The following is a 19916-nucleotide window of genomic DNA, read 5'->3' as shown; positions in this document are numbered from 1 at the left end:
CCTTACCCGGTTTTCCGCGGCGGCGGGAGCGGGATTTCGCGGGCCGTGATCGCGGACAACCGGGCCGGGCGGATCGTCCTGGCGGGCGCGGGGTGCGAGGGTTAAGCATTCCCTCACGCGGAGGCTCTACCTGTCGGGGCTTCACGCCGGACACGGCGATTCTTCAGGACGGACGGGCGATGGCGCGGCCCAAACCCTTGAGCGAGCTGATCGAGCGGTCCCTCGGCCCCGTCTTCGCGGCCCAGGGCTTCGCCTCGACCGACATCCTGGCCTCTTGGGCCGAGATCGTCGGCGAGCGCCTCGCGAAGGCCTGCCAGCCGGAGAAGCTCGAATGGCCGCGCCGGCGCGGGGCATCGCGCGAGCAGCGGCCGGAGCCCGGCACCCTGACGGTACGGGTCGAGGGCGCCTTCGCCCTCGAACTCCAGCACCTGGTGCCGCTGGTGATCGAGCGCATCAACCGCCATTACGGCTGGGCCTGCGTCGGCAAGATCCGCATGCGCCAGGACCGGGTCGCCCAGGCCCAGCGCCGCAAGGCCGCCCCCCCGCCCCTCGACCCGGTGCGCCGGGGCGAGGTCGCGCTGGCCGTCTCCACGGTGAGCGAGGCAGCGCTCCGCGACGCCCTCGACCGGCTCGGCCTCGCGGTCCTGGGCGCGCAGCGCGCGCGCTGAGCGCGACGGCCCGCGCGTCGGCCGCGAGCCCGACGGGGCGGGCGCCGGCGCCCATGCGCCGGACGCCGTCGCGGCATGCGACGGCACCAGCGAAGCGGAAGCGTCGCGGGCTGTTGATGCGCCGGCTGCTTGCCACGAGGCGGCCGGGATTCTACCGCACTGACGAATGCGGACCCTCCGCAACCGCTCACGAGGACGCCTGCCATGCTCACCCGTCGCGAGGCCCTGACACTCACCGGCTCGGCCCTCGGCGCGGCCCTGCTCGCCCCGGCCCTGCCGTTCTCCGCCTTCAGCCAGGCGGCCTTGGCCCAAGGTCCGGTGGTCGACGGCCTGATGCAGCCCGGCCCCCTCGGCGACGTCTGGCTCGGGCCCGACAACGCCCGCTGCACCGTCATCGAGTACGCCTCGATGACCTGCTCGCACTGCGCCGCCTTCCACAAGGAGACGTGGCCGAAGCTCAAGGAGCGCTGGATCGATACCGGCAAGGTGCGCTTCACCCTGCGCGAGTTCCCCCTCGACCCCCTCGCCACCGCGGCCTTCATGCTGGCCCGGGCCGACAACGCGGCGCGCTACTACCCGATCACCGACATGCTGTTCGACCAGCAGCCGAACTGGGCCTTCGTGCCGAAGCCCCTCGACGCCCTCGAGCAGATGATGCGCCAGGCCGGCTTCTCGAAGGAGAAGTTCGAGGCGACCCTGAAGGACCAGAAGCTCTACGACGCGGTCAACGCCGTGAAGGAGAAGGCGATGACGACCTTCAAGGTCAACGCCACGCCGACCTTCTTCATCAACGGCCAGAAGTACCAGGGCGAGATGACGATCGAGGGCATGGAGAAGGTGATCAAGCCGATCGTCGGGGCGTGAGGGCGGGGCGTCTGCGTCCTCCTCCCACGACCATGCATTCACGCGAGTTCAAGTAGGACACGGGCCTCCCCCTCTCCCCGCGGGCGGGGAGAGGGCTGCGGCGACCTCGTCGTCGGCGCAGCAAGCCCGCAGGGCGAGGGTGAGGAGGTGTTTCCGGATGAGGCTCCTCCGGACACTCCCCCTCACCGTCGGCTGCCGCCTCGCTGCGTTCCCTGAACGGGAACACAGCCCTCTCCCCGCCCGCGGGGAGAGGCAACCCACACGACCCGCGCACCGCGCCCCCTCATGAAATTCACGCGCCTGCGCATCGTCGGCTTCAAGACCTTCGTCGAGCCGAGCGAGTTCCTGATCGAGCCCGGGCTGACCGGGGTGATCGGGCCGAACGGCTGCGGCAAGTCGAACCTCGTCGAGGCCCTGCGCTGGGTGATGGGGGAGAGCTCGCACAAGAGCATGCGGGCCTCCGGCATGGACGACGTGATCTTCTCGGGCTCCGGCGGGCGGGCCGGGCGCTCGCACGCCGAGGTGACGCTGGCGCTCGACAACAGCGCCCGCACCGCGCCCGCCGCCTTCAACGCCGCCGACGCGCTGGAAGTGTCGCGCCGCATCGACCGGGGCGCCGGCTCGACCTACCGGGTCAACGGCCGCGAGGTCCGGGCGCGGGACGTGCAGCTGATGTTCGCCGACGCCGCGACCGGCGCGCGCTCCCCCGCCATGGTGCGCCAGGGCCAGGTGGCGGAGCTGATCGCGGCCAAGCCCCAGGCGCGCCGCCGCATCCTGGAGGACGCCGCCGGCATCGGCGGGCTGCATGCCCGCCGGCACGAGGCCGAGTTGCGGCTGCGGGCGGCGGAGGACAACCTCGCCCGCGTCGAGGACGTGCTGACGGCGATCACCGCGGGCGTCGATTCGCTGCGCCGCCAGGCCCGCTCGGCCCAGCGCTACCGGGCGATCGCCGCCGAGATCCGCCGGCACGAGGCGCTGCTGCTGCTCATCGGCCACACGAATGCCCGCCGCGAGGTGATGGCGGCGCAGGGCGCGCTCGCCCAGGCCCTCGACCGGCTGGCGGCGGCGCAGGCAGAGCAGGTCGAATCGGCGACCGCGCAAGGGTTGGCCGCCGCCGCCCTGCCGCGCCTGCGCGAGGCGCAAGCCATTGCTGCCGAGGAGTTGCAGCGCCTGACCCTGGCGGCGGCGCAGCTCGAGGCGCAGGAGCGCCGCAGCGTCGAGCGCCTGCGCGACCTCGGCCGCCGGATCGCCGACCTGCGCCGGGACCTGGCCCGCGAGGCCGCCTCGCGGGACGATGCGCGCACCACCCTGGAGCGCCTCGACGGCGAGGCGGCGGCGCTGAGCGACGCCGAGGAGGGACAAGCGGCCCGGGAGGAGGCCGACGCGCTCGCCGCCGCGGCCGATGCCCGCCTCGCGGCCGCCGAGACGGCGCTCTCCGCCGCGCAAGGTGCGCAGGCCGAGGACGCCGCACGGCGCGCCACCCTGGTCCGCGCGGCCGCCGACGAGCGCGCCCGGGCCGGGCGGCTCGCCGCCGAGCAGGCCCGCCTCGCCCGGGAGGCGAGCGCTGCCGGCGGGGGCGAGACCGAGCGGCTCGCCGCCCTGCGGGAGGCCTACGACGAGGCCAAGGAGGCGGCCGAGGGCGCCGAGGCGGAGGCGAGCGCCGCCCGCGATGCCGTCGCCGAGGCGCGCGAGGCGGAGGCGCGGGGCCGGCCGGTCCTGGCGGCGGCGGAGCGCGAGGCCGCACGGCTCGACACCGAGGCCCGCACCCTCGCCCGCCTGGTGGCGCCGGCGGCGGAGGCGCGCTTTCCCCCGGTCCTCGACGCGCTCGCCGTCGCGCCGGGCTACGAGGCCGCCCTGGCGGCGGCCCTCGGCGACGACCTCGAGGCCGCGACCGACCCGGAAGCCCCGACCCACTGGGCGCTCACCCCCGATCCCGGCACCGATCCGGCCCTGCCGGACGGCGCCCGGCCGCTCGCCACGCTGGTCTCCGGCGCGCCGGCCCTCGCCCGCCGCCTGCGCCAGGTCGGGGTGGTGGCTCAGGACGAGGCGGTCGCCCTGCGCGCCCGGCTGCAGCCGGGCCAGCGCCTCGTCACGCAGCGCGGCGACCTCTTCCGCTGGGACGGCTTCACCGCCGCCGCGGAGGCGCCGCGTCCGGCGGCGCGACGGCTCTCCGAGCGCAACCGGCTGGAGACGCTGCACGAGGCGGCCGCCCTCGCCCGGGAGCAGGCGGAAACGGCGCGGGAGACCTACGAGGCCCTCCAGGCCCGGGCCCGGGAGGCCGCCGCCGCGGAGCTGCGCGCCGTCGAGGGCGCGCGCCTCGCCCGGCGCACCCTCGACGGCGCCCGCGAGACCCTGACCCATGCCGAGCGCCGGGAGGCCGAGGCCGCCGCCCGCCGGGCCGCCCTCGCCGAGGCGCGGGATCGCGTCGCCGCCGACGCCGAGGAGGCGGCGGCCCGGCCGAGGCGGCGGAGGAGGCGCTGGCCGCCCTCGACGAGCCCGAGGACCTGAGCGCCCGCGTCGAGGCCGCCCGCCGCGAGGCCGAGGCGCACAGGCTCGCCGCCGCCGAGGCCCGGGCCGCGCGGCTCGCGCTCGCCCGCGCCGCCGAGGAGGCCGCTTCCCGCCGCGCGGCGCTCAACGCCGACCGGGCGCGCTGGCAGGAGCGGGCCGAGCGGGCCGATGCCGTGCTGGAGGAACTCGGGGACCGCCTGGCGGCGGCCGAGGAGGAGCAGGCCGAGCTGGCCGAGGCGCCGGAGACCTACGCCGAGGAGCGCCGCCGGCTGGACGCGGCGACCGAGGAGGCCGGCGCGGCCCGCGCGCGGGCCGGCGGGCGCCTGGCCGCCGGAGAGAGGACGCTGGCCGAGGCCGAGGAGCGGGCGCGCCGGGCCCTCGACGCCTTCGCGGGCGCCCGCGAGACGCGGGGCGCGGCGGCGGCCGCCCACGAGGCGCTGGAGCGGCGCCTCGCCGAGGTCGTGCGCGCCATCGCCGACACCCTCGAGACGACGCCGGAAGGCCTCCATGCCCTCGCCGGAGCGACGCCCGGCGATCCCCTGCCGGACGTGACCTCGGTCGAGGCGAGGGCCGCCGCGCTCAAGGCAGACCGCGACCGGCTCGGCGCCGTGAACCTGCGGGCCGAGGAGGAACTGCGCGAGACCGAAGGGCGGCGGGACGAGCTGGGTGCTGAGCGCGACGAGCTGATCGAGGCGATCCGGCGCCTGCGCGGCGCGATCCAGAGCCTCAACCGCGAGGGGCGCGAGCGCCTGCTCGCCGCCTTCACGGCGGTGAACGGGCATTTCGAGCGGCTGTTCACCACCCTGTTCAACGGCGGCACCGCGGAACTGACGCTCGTCGATTCGGACGATCCCCTGGAAGCCGGCCTCGACATCCTGGCCCGGCCGCCGGGCAAGAAGCCGCAGACGATGACCCTGCTGTCAGGGGGAGAGCAGGCGCTCACGGCGACCGCCCTGATCTTCGCGGTGTTCCTCACCAACCCGTCGCCGGTCTGCGTCCTCGACGAGGTCGACGCGCCCCTCGACGACGCCAACGTCGAGCGCTACTGCGACCTGCTCTCGGCGATGGCGCGCGACACCGACACCCGCTTCATCGTCATCACCCACAACCCGATCACCATGGCGCGGATGGACCGTCTGTTCGGCGTGACCATGGCCGAGCGGGGCGTGTCGCAGCTCGTCTCGGTCGATCTCGCGACCGCCGAGCGGCTGGCCGAGACGGTTTGACCGCGGCGGCGCGTGCAGTGCGAAATCAGTCGAAAGTCCAATGACTTACCGCCGCTTCGGGGTGCCTTGACACCCAAGGTGGGCGAAACTATGGTGCGCCCGCTCGACGGGGGTAGCCGGACCGGATCTCCTCGTCCTTCACGCGCGAGGTTTCGCCATGAGCGGCAACGACCCGCGAGGGAAGGACGGCACCGGTGAGGGTTCCTCCCCCGACGACGACCTCTCCGCGAGGCTCAAGCGTCTCGAGATGCAGATCGACCGGAAGCGCCCCGCGGCGTCTCCCGATCCTTCGTCGCGTCAAGGGAGCGGCGGGCCTTCGTCCCTCGGCGTCGCCATGCGGCTGTCCACGGAATTCGTGGCCGGCGTGCTGGCGGGCGGCCTCCTCGGCTGGGGCTGCGATCGTCTCCTGGGCACCAAGCCCTGGGGCCTGATCGTCCTGCTCGTCCTGGGCTTCGCGGCCGGAATTTACAACGTGATGCGCGTTTCCGGATTTTTTCCGAGCGTGGACACGAAGAAAGGCCCGCCAGGGTCTTGATCATCCGGTGGATGCCGTGCATCCGCCTGCACGGATTGGCAGCGCGGCGGGAGAAGCCCGCGGCGGCGACACACGAGGGGGCGGGACCGGCATGGCCGTCAAGATGGATCCGATCCACCAGTTCGAGCTGAAGCCGCTGGTTTCGTTCGGGCATATCGGCCACCAGAACATCGCCTTCACCCAGTCGGCGCTGTACATGTTCCTGGCCGTGGGGCTCATCGCGCTCCTGACGATCTGGGCCACGAAGAGCCGCGCGGTGGTGCCGGGCCGGGCGCAGTCCCTGGCCGAGGTGTTCTACGAGTTCATCGGCCAGACCGTGCACCAGTCGGCCGGCCACGGCAGCGAGCGCTTCGTGCCGCTGGTCTTCTCCCTGTTCATGTTCATCCTGCTCTTGAACCTGTTCGGGATGATCCCCTACGCGTTCGCGGTGACCAGCCACATCATCGTCACCTTCATGCTGGCGCTGGTGGTGATCCTGACCGTGGTGATCTACGGCTTCATGGCCCACGGCACCCACTTCCTCGGCCTGTTCGTGCCCCCCGGCGTGCCGGGCTGGCTCAAGCCGCTGATCGTGGTGATCGAGGTCGTGTCGTTCATCTCGCGTCCGATCAGCCTCTCGGTCCGTCTCTTCGCCAACATGCTGGCGGGCCACATCGCGCTGAAGATCTTCGCGGGCTTCGTCCCGGCCCTGCTCGCCGCCGGCGTCTGGGGCATCCTCTCGCCCCTGCCCCTCGCCCTCTCGGTCGCCGTCACGGCCCTCGAGATGCTGGTCGCGGTGCTGCAGGCCTACGTCTTCGCGACGCTGACCTCGATCTACCTCAGCGACGCCCTGCATCCGGGCCACTAGAGGGACGGGGCCTCCTGCGAGGCCCCTCCCCCGCCCGCGATAGCCCCAGAGCTTCCCACCCCGGTTCGCCGTGTCGCGGCCGGATATCCCCGCCAGACGACTAGACGACCTTAGGAGCATCACGATGGATCCCGTTGCTGCGAAGTACATCGGCGCCGGCCTCGCCTGCCTCGGCATGGCGGGCGCCGCCGTGGGCCTCGGCAACCTGTTCGGCCAGTTCTTCGCCGGCGCCCTGCGCAACCCCTCCGCGGCCGACAGCCAGCGCGCCAACCTGCTCCTCGGCTTCGCGCTGACCGAGGCGCTGGGCATCTTCTCGCTGCTCGTCGCGCTGCTGCTGCTGTTCGCCGTCTAATCCCGGCGAGGATTACCGAAACGAGGTGGTCCACCCGCGCACCGGGCCTTCACACGAGGCTCCGGTGCGCGTGCGTTAGGGGCACCCGACACCACTTCGTGCAGCCGCCGCCCGCGAGGCGTGGCGGCGCGACGGCCGGCCCGGCCGAGCGCTCGGCGGGAGCGCTTCGTCTCCCCCACACCCGGACGACACCATGGCGCAGCCACACGCACCCGCCCCCTTGAAGGAGGGGATGATTCACGAGCCGGCCTCCGAGCATGGCGGCGGCTTCCCGCCGTTCGAGAGCAGCACGTTCGTCGCGCAGATCCTCTGGCTCGCGCTCGCCTTCGGCCTGCTCTACTACCTGATGTCGAAGATCGCGCTGCCGCAGATCGCCGGCATCCTGCACGACCGGCAGTCCCGCCTCTCCGGCGACCTCGACCAGGCCGCCCGCGCCAAGGCCGAGGCCGACAGCGCCCGCGACACCTACGAGCGCGCGCTCAAGGACGCCCAGGACAAGGCCAAGGGCATCGCCCAGACCACCCGCGAGCAGCTCGCCTCCGAGGCCGAGACCCGCCGCAAGTCCCTCGAGGCCGACCTCGCGACCAAGCTCGCCGAGGCCGAGGGGCAGATCCGCACCCGCACCGCGACCGCGATGAGCAGCGTGCGCGAGGTGGCCGCCGACGCCGCGACCGCCATCGTCGAGCGCCTCACCGGCCAGGCGCCGGAGCGCGGCGCCGTCGAGGCGGCCTACGACCGCACGGCCGCGTCGCGGCCCCAGGCCGCGCACTGAGCCCGCAGGAGATCACCATCATGCTGTTCGATGCGGAGTTCTGGGTCGCGGTCGCCTTCGTGGTGTTCTGCGGCATCGCCTGGAAGATGGGTCTGTTCGACCAGATCATCGGCGGGCTCGACAAGCGCGGCGAGCGCGTGCGCAAGGAGCTCGACGAGGCCCGTCGCCTGCGCGAGGAGGCCCAGGCCGTGCTGGCGGACTACCAGCGCCGCCGCTCGGAGGCCGAGCGCGAGGCCGCCGAGATCGTCGCCAATGCCCGCGCCGAGGCCGAGGCCGCCGCGGCCGAGGGCCATGCCCGCCTGAACGAGTTCGTCGCCCGCCGCACCAAGGCGGCGGAGACGAAGATCGCCCAGGCCGAGGCGCAGGCCGCCGCCGAGGTCCGGGCCGCCGCAGCGGAAGCCGCCGTGCGCGTCTCGGAGACGATCCTGCGGGAGAAGGTCAGCGGCGACGCCGCCCAGGATCTGGTCCGCCGCAGCCTCGGCGAGGTCCGGACGCGCCTGCGGGCCTGACCTGCCGGCGACCTCGACGGACGTTGGAGAGCCGCCTTCGGGCGGCTTTCTTATTTGGCCGGTCCGAAAGCCGCACTCGAAAATGACGCAAAGTCGTCGATCTCGGTCAGAGGAATTATTTCAAGATCTTACAAACCCGGAGCGGCCTCCACATCTCTGAAGATGCGCGGGATCTCCAGGTTTGATGCGGGAGGGTTCGCCCTCGATCCGATTCTGTGTCATAGAACCTGACGAATCGCCGCCGGGCCCGTGATGACCGTCTACTATTTCCACTTCCAGTCGGGACGCCGCCTGATCATCGACCCCGAGGGGGTCGAGCTGTCGAGCCTGGCCGACGCGCTGGAAGTGGCGGCCAAGCTCGCGGCCGGCCTGCTCGACGATCGCGAGGTCGCCTGCGATTGGACCCGCAGCGCCGTCCGGGTCGAGGACCAGCACCAGCGCCGCGTCCTGCGCCTGCCGATGGCGTCCGTGCGGGCGCGGGACAGCCGCAGCCGGGCTCTGCTGAACTAGGGCGGGCGTCGAGCGCGGATGGCGGAACGGCCGCGACCGGGCTCGCCCTGCCCTGCCGAGGCCCTCGTATCGGGGCTGACGATCGAGGCTCGTTTCGACCCTCTACCGGTCCGCGTCGCGGAACCTGCCGGACGCGCTCCGGCGGCATGAACGCCCGCCCCGTCACCGAACCAACGGACGATCCCGGGGCACCGCTCTCGCGGCCCCGGGGATGATGCGGTGGATCTCAATTTTGGTCGCGCGATCACTCGGGCGATGGGATTTGACCCTTGCGAGGCAGGTGCGGATCCGGTCGGTCCGGGAGCGCGTCCTCGCCTCATAGCCGGTAGCGGATCTGGTCGGTCCAGAAGCGCTCGAGGCGGGCGAGCGCCTGGTTGAGGCGGCCGAAATCGTCCTCCGAGATGCCGCCGATCGGCTGGATCGTCTTGGCGTGCTTCTCGTAGAGCCCGCGGACGATCTCGTGCACCTCGTGGCCCTTGTCGGTGAGGCTGATGCGGACCGAGCGGCGGTCGGTCTTCGAGCGGGCGTGGTGCAGGTAGCCGGTCTCGACCAGCTTCTTGACGTTGTACGAGACGTTCGAGCCGAGGTAGTAGCCGCGGGTGCGCAGCTCGCTCGCGGTCAGCTCCTTGTCGCCGATGTTGTAGAGCAGCAGCGCCTGGACGCTGTTGACGTCCTCGCGGCCACGGCGCTCGAACTCGTCCTTGATCACGTCGAGGAGCCGGCGGTGCAGCCGCTCGACCAGGTGGAGGGCCTCGAGGTAGTGGGGGCGCACGGCGGTCTCGGTCTCGGGAGCGGAGATCGTCTGCGCCACCTTCGTCGCCTGGGTCTTCATCGGAACGCCTCACTCTGTACGGGGGTGCTCGGCGGTTTCGTCCCGCTCCGCTTATGAGTTCAAATTAGGCGCGCCCCGTGAATGTGAGTTTAAACGACAGGATAAATTCTCGATTTACCTCTGTCGGTAAACCGAAGATGAACCCAATCGTTCACTTTCGAGAAAGGTTGAGGATCAGCGTAGTTCGCGCGAGGCCAGCCAAGAGACGGTGAAGTAGACCAGGATGATCATGCCGTCGAAGGCGAGGCTCGGGAGCGACATCGGCAGGAGCTGCGGCGTCAGGAGCGCGAGCACGATCGCCGAGGTGGCGGCGAGCAGCCAGACCACCCCGCCCCAGGCGGTGGCGAGCCACAGGCCCACCGCCGCCAGCAGGTTGATGACGCCGAAATAGACGATCACCGCCTGCCGGCCGATCGGCGCGGTCTCGAACGGCGCGGCGTTGGGGCGGGCGCCGAGGATCTCGGCCCAGGCGCTCAGGCCCTTGACCATCCAGACCACGGCGACGACCCGCATCAGCCACACCAGCACCACGTCCCAGCGCGTCTCGGGCCGCGGGGCCCGGCGCTCGATGCGGTCGGCCGCTTCCTCGGGGACCGCCCGCCGGGGCGTGCCCCGGACCTTGCTGAGGGAGCGCATGGCCTAAGTGAAGCTCGGCTCGCCGGCCATCGGCGCACAATGCGCCTCGACGTCGGCCATCGCGACCGCCTCCAGGGTGGCGGGCCGCCAGTCCGGCTTTCCGTCGCGGTCGATCAGCACCGAGCGCACGCCCTCGTAGAAGTCGTGGCCGCGCAGGATCCGGCACAGGATGCGGTACTCGAGGCGCATCGCCTCGGGGAAGGACAGCGAGGCACCGCGGCGCATCTGGGCGAGCGCCAGGGTCAGGCTGGTGGGCGAGCGGGTGCGGATCGTCGCGGCGGTCTTGTTCGCGAACGCGGAGCCGTCGGCGTCGAGGCGCGCCAGCACCTCGGGCACGCTGTCGGCCGAGAAGCAGGCGTCGATCACCGCCCGCTCGGCGTGGAGCGGGCCCGGAGCCGGCCGCTCGCCCGACCTGAGCGCCGCCTCGACCGGGCCGCCCTCGGCGAGCGCGTCGCGGATCTCGGGGAAGCGCGCGGCGGGCGCGGCGTGGGTGGCGAGCCCGAAGGCGAGGACGTCGCCCTGGCCGATCCGCTCGCCGGTGAGCGCGAGATAGGTGCCGACGAAGCCCGGCAGCCGCGGCAGGGCGTAGGTGGCGCCGACATCGGGAAAGAAGCCGATTCCCGTCTCGGGCATCGCGAAGGCCGTGCGCTCCGCCGCGACCCGGTGCGAGCCGTGCAGCGACACGCCGACGCCGCCCCCCATCACGATGCCGTCGATCAATGCGACGTAGGGCTTGGGGTAGCGCTGGATCAGCGCGTTGAGCTCGTATTCCTCGCGAAAGAAGGTCTCGGCCTCGGCGTAATGCCCGGCGCTGCCCTCCTCGTGGATGCGGCGGATGTCGCCGCCGGCGCAGAAGGCGCGCTCGCCGGCGCCCTGCACCACCACCCGGGTCACCGCCGGATCCGCCGCCCAGGCGTCGAGGGCCCCGCGCAGGGCGCGCACCATCTCGAGGTTGAGGGCGTTGAGCGCCTTTGGCCGGTTCAGGGTGATGAGCCCGGCCGCGCCCCGCCGCTCGCACAGAACCGCGTCGTTCGCCGTCACGCCCGCGTCGCTCATGATGCACCCTCCCGGTTAAGGGCGGTTAACCGGGTGCGGCCTGCCGCGTCAACGGCACGGGATGTCAGGGGAAAAAGAAGGGCGCGGGTTAATCTCCTCTCCCCGCGGGCGGGGAGAGGGCTGCGTCTCCGTTCAGGAGATGCAGCAAGCGGAGGCGCAGCCGGAGCGAGGGTGAGGGGGTCTCGACGCGTGAGGCTCCTCCGGAAACACCCCCTCACCCTCGCCCTGTGGGCTCCCTGAGCCCCTTCGGAGCTCAGGCCTCTCCCCGCCCGCGGGGAGAGGGGAAACTTGAGCCTCTTCTTTTCCCAGACAAACCTGCATCACCGGCGCGGGCGCCGCCGCGGCCCTGCCATGCGCCCGCGGCCCTTCTCTGCACCTCCGCCCGGGTTCTGGCGCCTGCCGGAACGTGCTACCTGCGGATTGGACGAATTCGACGTGAACCAGGCCCGGCGCGGAGCGGGCCACGAGGAGGCCCGACCCCGGATGTCGCAGATCCAGCCGATGCCCCGGCCGCTCGCCCGGGAAGCCGCCCGGACCGAGCCGGCCTCTCTGGCGCTGACCCAGCGCCCGCGGCGCAACCGCAAGGCCGAGTGGTCGCGCCGCCTGGTGCGCGAGACGACGCTGACCGTCGACGACCTGATCTGGCCGATCTTCCTGATCGAGGGCGAGGGCCGGCGCGAGCCGGTCGCCTCGATGCCGGGCGTCGAGCGCCTCTCGGTCGACGAGGCGGTGCGGGCGGCCGAGCGGGCGGCCTCCTTGCGCATCCCCGCCATCTCGTTCTTCCCCTTCGTCGAGCCGTCGCTGCGCGACGCGACCGGCTCCGAGGCCTTGAACCGTAACAACCTGGTCTGCCGCGCCGTCAGGGCGGTGAAGAAGGCGGTGCCGGAGATCGGCATCATCACCGACGTCGCCCTCGACCCCTATACCAGCCACGGCCATGACGGCCTCCTGGAGGACGGGGTCATCGTCAACGACGAGACGGTGGCGCTGCTCGTCGAGCAGAGCCTGATCCAGGCCGAGGCCGGCACCGACATCATCGCCCCCTCCGACATGATGGACGGGCGGGTCGGCGCGATCCGGGCCGGGCTCGACCGGGCCGGGCACCGCGACGTGCAGATCATGACCTACGCGGCGAAGTACGCCAGCGCCTTCTACGGCCCGTTCCGCGACGCGATCGGCACCAGCGCGACGCTGGTCGGCGACAAGCGCACCTACCAGATGGATGCCGGCAACACCGACGAGGCCCTGCGCGAGGTCGCCCTCGACCTCGACGAGGGGGCCGACTCGGTGATGGTCAAGCCCGGGATGCCCTACCTCGACGTGATCCGCCGGGTGAAGGAGACGTTCTCCGTGCCCACCTTCGCCTACCAGGTCTCGGGCGAGTACGCGATGATCGCGGCGGCGGCCCAGAACGGCTGGCTCGACGGCGAGCGCGCCATGATGGAGAGCCTGGCCGCCTTCAAGCGCGCCGGCGCCGACGGCATCTTCACCTACTTCGCCCCGCGGGTCGCCGAGCGGCTGCGGCAAGGTTGAGACCGGGATCGAGGGCGAGGCTCGCCGCCCTCGCCGCCCTCGCGAGCCTCGGCGCCTGCGCGGGCCGCCCCGATCCCGAGCAGGCCCGCACCTGCCGCCGCGCCCTGCCGACCCTGGTGCCGGCGGGCGCCCGCATCACGGTCCTGCGCACGGGCTCCGGGCCGCAGGAACGCAGCATCCGCATCGACTTCGCGCAGGAGCGCGAGGGCCGCACCCCGCTGCCGCGCTACGCGGTCTGCGAGTTCTCGGGGATGAGCCGCACCGACCTCTCGGGGCTGACGAGCGACCGCGGCCCGATCGGCGGCGCGGCGCTCTACCTGCTCAAGCACTACTACCTCGACACGCCGGACGCGGCGCTCGCCGAGCCGGGGGCGGGCTGACGCGAGGCGGGGCGGCCTCTATGGTGCCGCAGCCCCGGAGAGCCCGCGCGTGAGCCAGCCCTACGCCATCACCCCGGACGACGTCGTCCGGGCCTCCCACACCATCCGCGGCCACGTGCTGCGCACGCCGCTCGTGCCGGCGCCGCGCCTCTCCGAGCTCACCGGGGCGCGGGTGCTGGTCAAGCACGAGAACATGCAGGCGACCGGGGCCTTCAAGGAGCGCGGCGCGGTCAACCACCTGAGCGCGCTCGACCCCTCCGAGCGCCGCCGCGGCGTGGTGGCGATGTCGGCCGGCAACCACGCTCAGGCGGTGGCCTACCACGCCCGCCGCCTCGGCATCCCGGCCACCATCGTGATGCCGGCGACGACCCCGCTGGTGAAGGTCGAGAACACCCGCGCCCACGGCGCCACCGTGGTCCTGGAGGGCGAGACCCTGGTCGAGTCCGCCGCCGCCGTCGATCGCCTCGTCGAGGCGCACGGATACGTCCTGGTCCACCCCTACGACGACCCCCTGGTGATGGCCGGCCAGGGCACCATCGCCCTCGAGATGCTGGAGGACGCCCCCGACCTCGACGGCCTGGTGGTGCCGATCGGCGGCGGCGGGCTGATGAGCGGCATCGCGATCGGCGCGAGCCTGCGGCCGCGGGTGGCGCTGTACGGCGTCGAGGCCGCGCTCTACCCCTCGTTCCTCAACGCCATCGACGGCGTGGACCGGCCGATCGGCGGCCCGACGCTGGCCGAGGGCATCGCGGTCAAGACCGTCGGCCGCCTGACCCTGCCGATCATCCGCGACCTCGTGCGCGAGATCGTCCTCGTCGACGAGCCGCAGATCGAGCGGGCGGTGCACGACTACGCCACGCTCCAGCGCAGCCTCGCCGAGGGCGCAGGCGCGGCCGGCCTCGCGGCGCTCCTCGCCCGGCCCGACCTGTTTTCCGGCCGCACGGTGGGCCTCGTGCTGTGCGGCGGCAACATCGACGCGCGGCTGCTGGCCTCGGTGATGGTGCGCGAACTGGAGCGCGAGGACCGCATCATCTCGTTCCGGATGACCGCGAGCGACCGGCCCGGCGTGCTCGGCCGGGTGGCCGGGCGCCTCGGCGAGCTGGGGGCCAACATCCTGGAGGTCTCGCACGGCCGCCTGCACCTCGACGTGCCGGCCAAGAGCGTCTCGATCGACGTGACGATCGAGACCCGCGGCCCCGGCCACACCGCCGAGATCCTCGACACCCTGCGCGAGGAGGGGCTGGAGCCGCGCCGCATCGGGCCGCACGGGAACGCGGCGACGGGGGGGTGACCCCGCCGCCGCGGACCGGCCGTTCAGCGCGACTGCTCGCGCGTCACCAGGGTGCGGCCGGGCGCGGCCTCCTGCTTGTCCTGGTAGAGCGGGATCACGGCCCTGAGCCACGCCCTCGTGTCGCGGCCGCCGTAGTTGCGGTCGATCACGTCGCGGGTGACGAAGGCCTGGAGGTTCACCGGGCCGAAATTGTACCCGACGAGCCCCCCGACGGCGATCTGCCCCTGCGCGCGGTCGCCCGCGACGCCGGTCGGCAGGTCGGTCGAGGCGAAGGCGACCGCGCCGACCTGCCACTTGCCGAACTTCTTCGTCGCGGTCAGGTCGAGGTTCATGTAGTCGGGATAGGTCGCGACACCGGGCGGCGGCCGGTCGCCGAGGAAGTGGCCGTAGAACAGGTGGCCGGTCAGGTTCCAGTCGTTGCCGACGTAGCTCAGCGCGAAGCGGTGCGTCAGGGACGGGACCTGCGTCGTGAAGCCCGTCTGGCTCGGGAAGTAGCCGCCGAGCAGGTAGCTGAAGCCGAAATCGTTGCCGAGATCCCAGGCGAGCTGGCCGGCGAGGAGCGGCTGGCCGAAGCCGCTCTGCCAGTCGCTGTTCTGGGGGCCGACCGCCGAGTACGGGAATCCGGCGAAGAGCTGCACCCGGCCGCCCAGCAGGTCCCACGGGGTCGCCCAGGCCAGGGTCATCGTGTTGACGTTGAGGGGCGTCACGCCGGGGGCGGTGTCGCGCACGCCGAAATTCGACGCGGTGATCAGGTAGAGGCCGTGCGGGATCTGCGCGCCGACCGGCAGGCCGACCGATTGCCCGGGCTGGGCGGCGGATCCCGCGAGCGCCGGTCCGGAGCCCGCGAACGGCATCGCTGAAGCGAGGCAGGCGACCGCGAGGATCCGCCGTCGACCCTCGCGGGCCCCGCCGCGACGAGCATCCTTCCCCGGCGGGCCGGAGGGACCGACGCTCGCGCCCGTCCGGCGATCCCGTCGCCGGGCCTTCGAATGCGGCATCTCCATGCCTTCCTCCCCGAGTTTCAGCAGCCGTGCTCGCGGCCCGATGATTGTTCTGAGATTTCTGTTAGTTATCGAATGTCAATGCCGCCTCCATTGCGCAAGGTCGCTCACGACAACGCCGGTCGAAGGACGTCGTTATTGTCGGATGTCCATGGATGACAGGGCGGCTGGACGACGTAGGATGCAGCGCGATCCTGCTTCCGGCGATGCGGAGAGAGGCATGGAATCCCCTCTCGCGCTCCTCGTCTCTCCGGGGGCCCGCCCTCCTGCGGAGGCCGGCACCGCTCCCGTCACCGGCGCCCGGGCTGCACCGCCCAGGCCGGCACCCCGGCCCCGCGCGGCAGCAGACGGGATCCCGGATCGGCCATCATCGGCGCGCCGAGCAGCTGCCCGGTGCCGCGCCGCTGCGAGTAGGCGGAGCGCGGATCGTGGTAGGGATCGTTGACGTAGCTGCTCATGTGCCCGCCTCCGGCCGGCATGCGCCCGCCGCCGCCGCCATCGGCCCGGGCGGCGCCCGCCGCGAGCAGGGGGAGCGCCAGGGTGGCGGCGACGAGCGTGGCGAGATGGTGCGTCCTCATGGGTCGATCCTCGATCTGCGGCGAGCGTCCCGTGCGGCGGGACCTGCCAATTGCCATGTCGAGAACCTAGATGACGGTGAGTTAGACTGATGTGCGGTCACACACATCAAGTATAATTTAATTTAATCCCGCTAACTCTACAGCAATGTGCGCAGCGGCACGCCGCGACCGGATTGCCGAACGGATGCGGGATGACGCAGGTGCGAGATCGCGCCTCCCGGGCGCGATCCCGCGCATCGTCACCCTTGAGACGGCCTGCCGCCACGCCCACCTTATCGGGTGGCGAGGCGGTGGAGACGAAGCGATGGCGAATTCCTGGCAAGGCGGTCCCTATGGCGGGCCCCATCCTGGCAACTCCTACCAGCAGGGCTACGCGCCCCCGTCCGGTCCCGGCTGGGCCGGGCCGCCGGTGCTGGTGGCGCACGGCTCGTTGTCGCGGCGGTTCATGGCCTACCTGCTCGACATCGTGTTCATCTTCGGCTTCAGCTGCCTCTTGTGGCTCGCGATCTCGTTCCTCGGGGTCATCACCTTCGGGGTGGGCTGGGTGCTCTACGCCGTCCTGCCGGCGAGCGGCATCCTCTACAGCGCGATCACGGTCGGCGGGCCGCGCCAGAGCACGCTCGGCATGCGGCTCATGTCGTTGCGGGCGGTGCGGGCGACGACCGGCGGACCCGTGGACTGGATCACCGCCTCGGTGCACGCGCTGCTGTTCTACCTCGCGCTCTCGACCTTCCTGCTCTGGCTCCTCGACATCGGCATCGGCGTGCTCCGCTCCGACCGGCGGATGGGCCACGACCTCGTCATCGACCTCGCGGTGGTGCGCGACGCGTGAGGGTGCAACCTTCGGCGCCCCGCCGCGCTTAATTCGGCGGGATTCGTCGTCGCCGCCGCCCGACCCTGTTGAGGCCGGCGGCGCCGGTGCTATCCTGTCCGTCCCGGCGGCGTTCCGTCGGCCCCCTGCCTGCGAGCACGACGAAGCGTGACGAGCCATCCGCGGGACGCACCGCAGTTCTACCTCACGGCGCCCTCGCCCTGCCCGTACCTGCCCGGGCAGCAGGAGCGGAAGGTCTTCACGCACCTCGTCGGCCGGCGCGCCCGCGACCTCAACGAGATCCTCACGCAAGGGGGGTTTCGTCGCTCGCAGACCATCGCCTACCGGCCGGCCTGCGAGACCTGCCGGGCCTGCATCTCGGTCCGGGTGGTGGTGGACGACTTCAAGCCCAGCGACAGCCAGCGCCGGGTGATCAAGCGCAACCGCGACCTCGTCGGGCAGGCCCAGGCCAACCGCCCGGCCTCGGAGCAGTACGCGCTGTTCCGCCGCTACCTCGACGCCCGCCACGGCGACGGCGGCATGGTCGACATGACGGTGCTCGACTACGCCATGATGGTCGAGGACAGCCACGTCGAGACCCACCTGGTGGTCTACCGCCGGCGCGGGCCCGACACCGCGATCAACGGCCGCGGCACCGGCGCGCCCGTCGCCGTCTGCCTCACCGACGTGCTCGCCGACGGGCTGTCGATGGTCTACTCGTTCTACGACCCGGCGGAGGCCGACCGCTCGCTCGGCACCTTCATGATCCTCGACCACATCGAGCGCGCCCGGGGTCTCGGCCTGCCCTACCTCTACCTCGGCTACTGGGTCGAGGGCTCGCGCAAGATGCAGTACAAGGCCAAGTTCACCCCCCAGGAGCGGCTGATGCCGAACGGCTGGGCCCGGGTGGAGGAGGCCTGAGGCGGCCCCGCGCCTGTCGCCGCCCGGCCACAGGCCGGGCCTCTCGCCTTTTCGCCTTCGTAACTCGGCCGCCCGAACCTTGACCGGGCCGCCCCCGCTCTGCCCCAATCATGGCGACGAAGCGGCAGCCCAATGCCGCCGGCTCCTCGGGGGATGCGTGAGATGGGCAAGGGAATCGGGCGCCTCCGGGCGGGCATGGCCGCGGCGTGGCTCGCCGGCACGGCGCTGGCGGGCATCCAGGGCGCGGCCGCGCAAGGGGTGACCGGGCTCACGGTCTTCGGCGACAGCTACGCCGATACCGGCAACGTGGTGCGCCTCACCGGCCGGCCCCTCGGCTTTCCCTACGTGAACGGCCGCTACTCCAACGGCGCCAACTTCGTCGACGGCCTGCAGGCGATCTACGGCCTGCCCGATGCGGCGGTCGCGAACTACGCCGTCGGCGGCGCCCAGACCGGCACCGGCAATGTCGGTTCGGCCCTGCTGCCGGGCCTGACCCAGGAGGTTGCGGCGTTCCTGGCGAGCGGCCAGCGCCTCGGCCCCGGCAACCTCGTCGCGGTCAACATCGGCGGCAACGACGGCATCGGCGCGGCGCTCTCCGGGCTCACCGCCGCCCAGGCGCCGCTCCTCGGCCGGGTCTCGGCGGCGAACGCCGTCGGCAGCGTCGGGCAGCTCGTCGGCGCCGGCGCGGGCACGATCGTGTTCAACGGCTTCACCACCCTGAACGGCCTGCCGCGGGTGGCGGCCTCCGGCAACGCCGCCGCCGCCGACCTGTTCGCGCGCACCTATTTCGACGGGCTCCAGGCCGGCCTCGCGCCCTACGCGGCCGCCGGCACCCGGATCTTCCTCCTCGACAACGGCCAGATCTTCCAGCGCATCATCGCCGATCCGGGCCGCTACGGATTCACCAACACCAGCACGCCGTGCGCGCTCGTCGCCGCCTGCATCGGTGCGCCGAAGGCGGTGCAGAACACCTACCTCTCCCTCGACGGGGTGCACCTGACCGAGGGCGGCTACCTCGTCCTGTCGCGCTACATGGCGAACGCCCTCGCCGCGCCGAACGGCATCGCCGCCCAGGCCGAGCTCGGCCAAATCGGCACCACCAGCTTCGCCGGCGCCCTGCTCCAGCGCCTCGACGCCTACCGGCTCTTCGCCCCCGCTCCGGGCGAGACGACCGCCGCGCTCGGGACCAGCGGCGTCGCGCCGCTCGGGGCGCCCGCGAGCCCGCTCATCGTGTGGGGCCAGGGGGGCTACGCCGGCGGCAGCCGGGCGACCCGGGGCTTCGCCACCGGCTACGACTACGACAGCCCGAGCGGCACGATCGGCCTCGAGGCCACGCCGATGCCGGGCGTGCGCTTCGGCTTGGCCTTCAACTACGCCAACCCGCACGCCAACCTTCGCGGGGGCGCCGGCTCGATCGACGTCGACAGCTACGGCTTTGCCGCCTACGGCTCGTTCACGGGCCAGAACCTGTTCGCCGACGCGGTGCTGGCCTATGGCCGCCACGACTACTCCGTGACCCGCCCCGGCGTGATCGATCCGCTGAACGGCGCGACCGGCGGCGACAGCGTCGCGGTGGCGGCGAAGGCCGGCTACCTGTTCGACACGTTCGGGCCCGTGCGCCTCGGGCCGATCGTCGGCCTCACCTACGCCACCACCCGGGTCGGCGCCTATACCGAGCGGGGCGACCCCGTGCTGACGCAAGCCGTCGGCGCCACCAGCCTCGAGTCGCTCGTCGGCAGGGCGGGCGTCCAGCTTCGCGCCGCGCCCTTCAGCCTGGTCGGCCTGCCGGTGCGGGCCTTCGTCAACGTGACGGCCGAGCACGAATTCCTCGACGGCGGCCGCACGCTCGTCACCTCGCTCACCTCGACGCCGCTGCTGCCGATCCTGACCCCGCTCGGCCGCGGGGCGCGGGGCACCTACGGCCTCGTCGAGGCGGGCCTCTCCGCCGACGTGACGCCGGGGATGAGCCTGACGCTCACCGGCGGCACCACCTTCGCGCGCACCGGCGGGGACGGCTACGCGGTGAACGGAGGGCTGACGATGCGGTTCTGACCCGCATCAGGAGCCTGCCCTCCCGCGCGGGACG

At 72.5% G+C, this 19916-nt stretch carries 19 protein-coding genes and 1 pseudogene; 15 read left to right on the top strand and 5 right to left on the bottom strand.

The annotated features are described in order from the left end of the window. The first annotated feature begins 179 nt into the window (after positions 1 to 179). The 9 genes and pseudogenes from DK419_RS10430 to DK419_RS10385 all read left to right on the top strand — a co-directional run bounded on the left by DK419_RS10430 (position 180) and on the right by DK419_RS10385 (position 8791). A complete protein-coding gene (locus DK419_RS10430) occupies positions 180 to 668 on the top strand; it encodes a DUF721 domain-containing protein (RefSeq protein WP_109959019.1) in 489 nt (162 codons plus the stop codon). Positions 669 to 872: 204 nt separating this feature from the next. Then, positions 873 to 1532, top strand: a complete 660-nt coding sequence (locus tag DK419_RS10425) for a DsbA family protein (protein ID WP_109959018.1) — start codon at positions 873 to 875, stop codon at positions 1530 to 1532. Between the two features lie 285 nt (positions 1533 to 1817). Next, positions 1818 to 5266, top strand: a pseudogene (locus DK419_RS10415) (chromosome segregation SMC family protein). 157 nt (positions 5267 to 5423) lie between these two features. Beyond that, on the top strand, positions 5424 to 5801 hold the full coding sequence (locus tag DK419_RS10410; protein ID WP_109959016.1) for an AtpZ/AtpI family protein: 378 nt from the start codon (positions 5424 to 5426) through the stop codon (positions 5799 to 5801). Positions 5802 to 5892: 91 nt separating this feature from the next. Then, positions 5893 to 6648 carry a F0F1 ATP synthase subunit A gene (locus tag DK419_RS10405; protein WP_109959015.1) on the top strand — a complete coding sequence of 252 codons (756 nt, stop codon included), beginning with the start codon at positions 5893 to 5895 and terminating at the stop codon, positions 6646 to 6648. Positions 6649 to 6772: 124 nt separating this feature from the next. Further along, positions 6773 to 7000, top strand: coding sequence for a F0F1 ATP synthase subunit C (locus tag DK419_RS10400; protein ID WP_012336551.1), 228 nt, complete (start codon positions 6773 to 6775; stop codon positions 6998 to 7000). Positions 7001 to 7193: 193 nt separating this feature from the next. After that, positions 7194 to 7772, top strand: a complete 579-nt coding sequence (locus tag DK419_RS10395; RefSeq protein WP_109959014.1) for a F0F1 ATP synthase subunit B family protein — start codon at positions 7194 to 7196, stop codon at positions 7770 to 7772. A gap of 23 nt (positions 7773 to 7795) precedes the next feature. After that, positions 7796 to 8281, top strand: a complete 486-nt coding sequence (locus DK419_RS10390) for a F0F1 ATP synthase subunit B family protein (RefSeq protein WP_245443001.1) — start codon at positions 7796 to 7798, stop codon at positions 8279 to 8281. Positions 8282 to 8533: 252 nt separating this feature from the next. Further along, positions 8534 to 8791 carry a DUF6894 family protein gene (locus DK419_RS10385; RefSeq protein WP_109959012.1) on the top strand — a complete coding sequence of 86 codons (258 nt, stop codon included), beginning with the start codon at positions 8534 to 8536 and terminating at the stop codon, positions 8789 to 8791. 316 nt (positions 8792 to 9107) lie between these two features. On the opposite strand, the gene ldtR is transcribed toward DK419_RS10385, so the two are convergent. The 3 genes from ldtR to DK419_RS10370 form a co-directional block, all read right to left on the bottom strand. Further along, complete coding sequence (ldtR, locus tag DK419_RS10380; protein ID WP_109959011.1) at positions 9108 to 9623, bottom strand: transcriptional regulator LdtR; 516 nt, start codon at positions 9621 to 9623, stop codon at positions 9108 to 9110. A 174-nt stretch (positions 9624 to 9797) separates the two neighbouring features. Then, on the bottom strand, positions 9798 to 10259 hold the full coding sequence (locus tag DK419_RS10375) for a DUF6163 family protein (protein ID WP_109959010.1): 462 nt from the start codon (positions 10257 to 10259) through the stop codon (positions 9798 to 9800). A gap of 3 nt (positions 10260 to 10262) precedes the next feature. Beyond that, positions 10263 to 11315: an enoyl-CoA hydratase/isomerase family protein gene (locus DK419_RS10370; RefSeq protein WP_109959009.1), complete on the bottom strand. Its 1053-nt coding sequence runs from the start codon at positions 11313 to 11315 to the stop codon at positions 10263 to 10265. Positions 11316 to 11798: 483 nt separating this feature from the next. On the opposite strand from DK419_RS10370, the gene hemB reads away from it, so the two are divergent. From hemB to DK419_RS10355, 3 genes are read left to right on the top strand one after another with little or no spacing between them, the layout of a single operon-like run. Continuing rightward, entirely contained in the window at positions 11799 to 12848 is a 1050-nt protein-coding gene (gene hemB / locus DK419_RS10365; RefSeq protein WP_109962231.1) for a porphobilinogen synthase, read from the top strand. Next, positions 12845 to 13228 (top strand): hypothetical protein, encoded by a 384-nt coding sequence (locus DK419_RS10360; protein ID WP_109959008.1) that lies wholly within the window; start codon positions 12845 to 12847, stop codon positions 13226 to 13228. Before hemB ends, DK419_RS10360 begins: the two co-directional genes overlap by 4 nt. A gap of 49 nt (positions 13229 to 13277) precedes the next feature. Then, positions 13278 to 14519, top strand: a complete 1242-nt coding sequence (locus tag DK419_RS10355; protein WP_109959007.1) for a threonine ammonia-lyase — start codon at positions 13278 to 13280, stop codon at positions 14517 to 14519. A gap of 23 nt (positions 14520 to 14542) precedes the next feature. On the opposite strand, the gene DK419_RS10350 is transcribed toward DK419_RS10355, so the two are convergent. Next, positions 14543 to 15373: a transporter gene (locus DK419_RS10350; RefSeq protein WP_208642301.1), complete on the bottom strand. Its 831-nt coding sequence runs from the start codon at positions 15371 to 15373 to the stop codon at positions 14543 to 14545. A 437-nt stretch (positions 15374 to 15810) separates the two neighbouring features. Next, entirely contained in the window at positions 15811 to 16098 is a 288-nt protein-coding gene (locus tag DK419_RS10345) for a hypothetical protein (RefSeq protein WP_109959006.1), read from the bottom strand. A 304-nt stretch (positions 16099 to 16402) separates the two neighbouring features. Here DK419_RS10345 and DK419_RS10340 point away from each other — a divergent pair, with 304 nt between their 5' ends. The 3 genes from DK419_RS10340 (at position 16403) to DK419_RS10330 (ending at position 19882) form a co-directional block, all read left to right on the top strand. Continuing rightward, on the top strand, positions 16403 to 16930 hold the full coding sequence (locus tag DK419_RS10340; protein ID WP_109959005.1) for an RDD family protein: 528 nt from the start codon (positions 16403 to 16405) through the stop codon (positions 16928 to 16930). 147 nt (positions 16931 to 17077) lie between these two features. Further along, positions 17078 to 17830, top strand: a complete 753-nt coding sequence (locus DK419_RS10335) for an arginyltransferase (protein WP_109959004.1) — start codon at positions 17078 to 17080, stop codon at positions 17828 to 17830. 162 nt (positions 17831 to 17992) lie between these two features. Next, positions 17993 to 19882 carry an autotransporter domain-containing protein gene (locus tag DK419_RS10330; protein WP_109959003.1) on the top strand — a complete coding sequence of 630 codons (1890 nt, stop codon included), beginning with the start codon at positions 17993 to 17995 and terminating at the stop codon, positions 19880 to 19882. Positions 19883 to 19916: the final 34 nt, after the last annotated feature.

Source organism: Methylobacterium terrae, from assembly GCF_003173755.1.
In the GTDB taxonomy this organism is placed as follows: Bacteria; Pseudomonadota; Alphaproteobacteria; order Rhizobiales; family Beijerinckiaceae; genus Methylobacterium; species Methylobacterium terrae.
The sequence above is the reverse complement of the archived record's forward strand: the minus strand, read 5'-3'. Positions and strand labels throughout refer to the sequence as shown.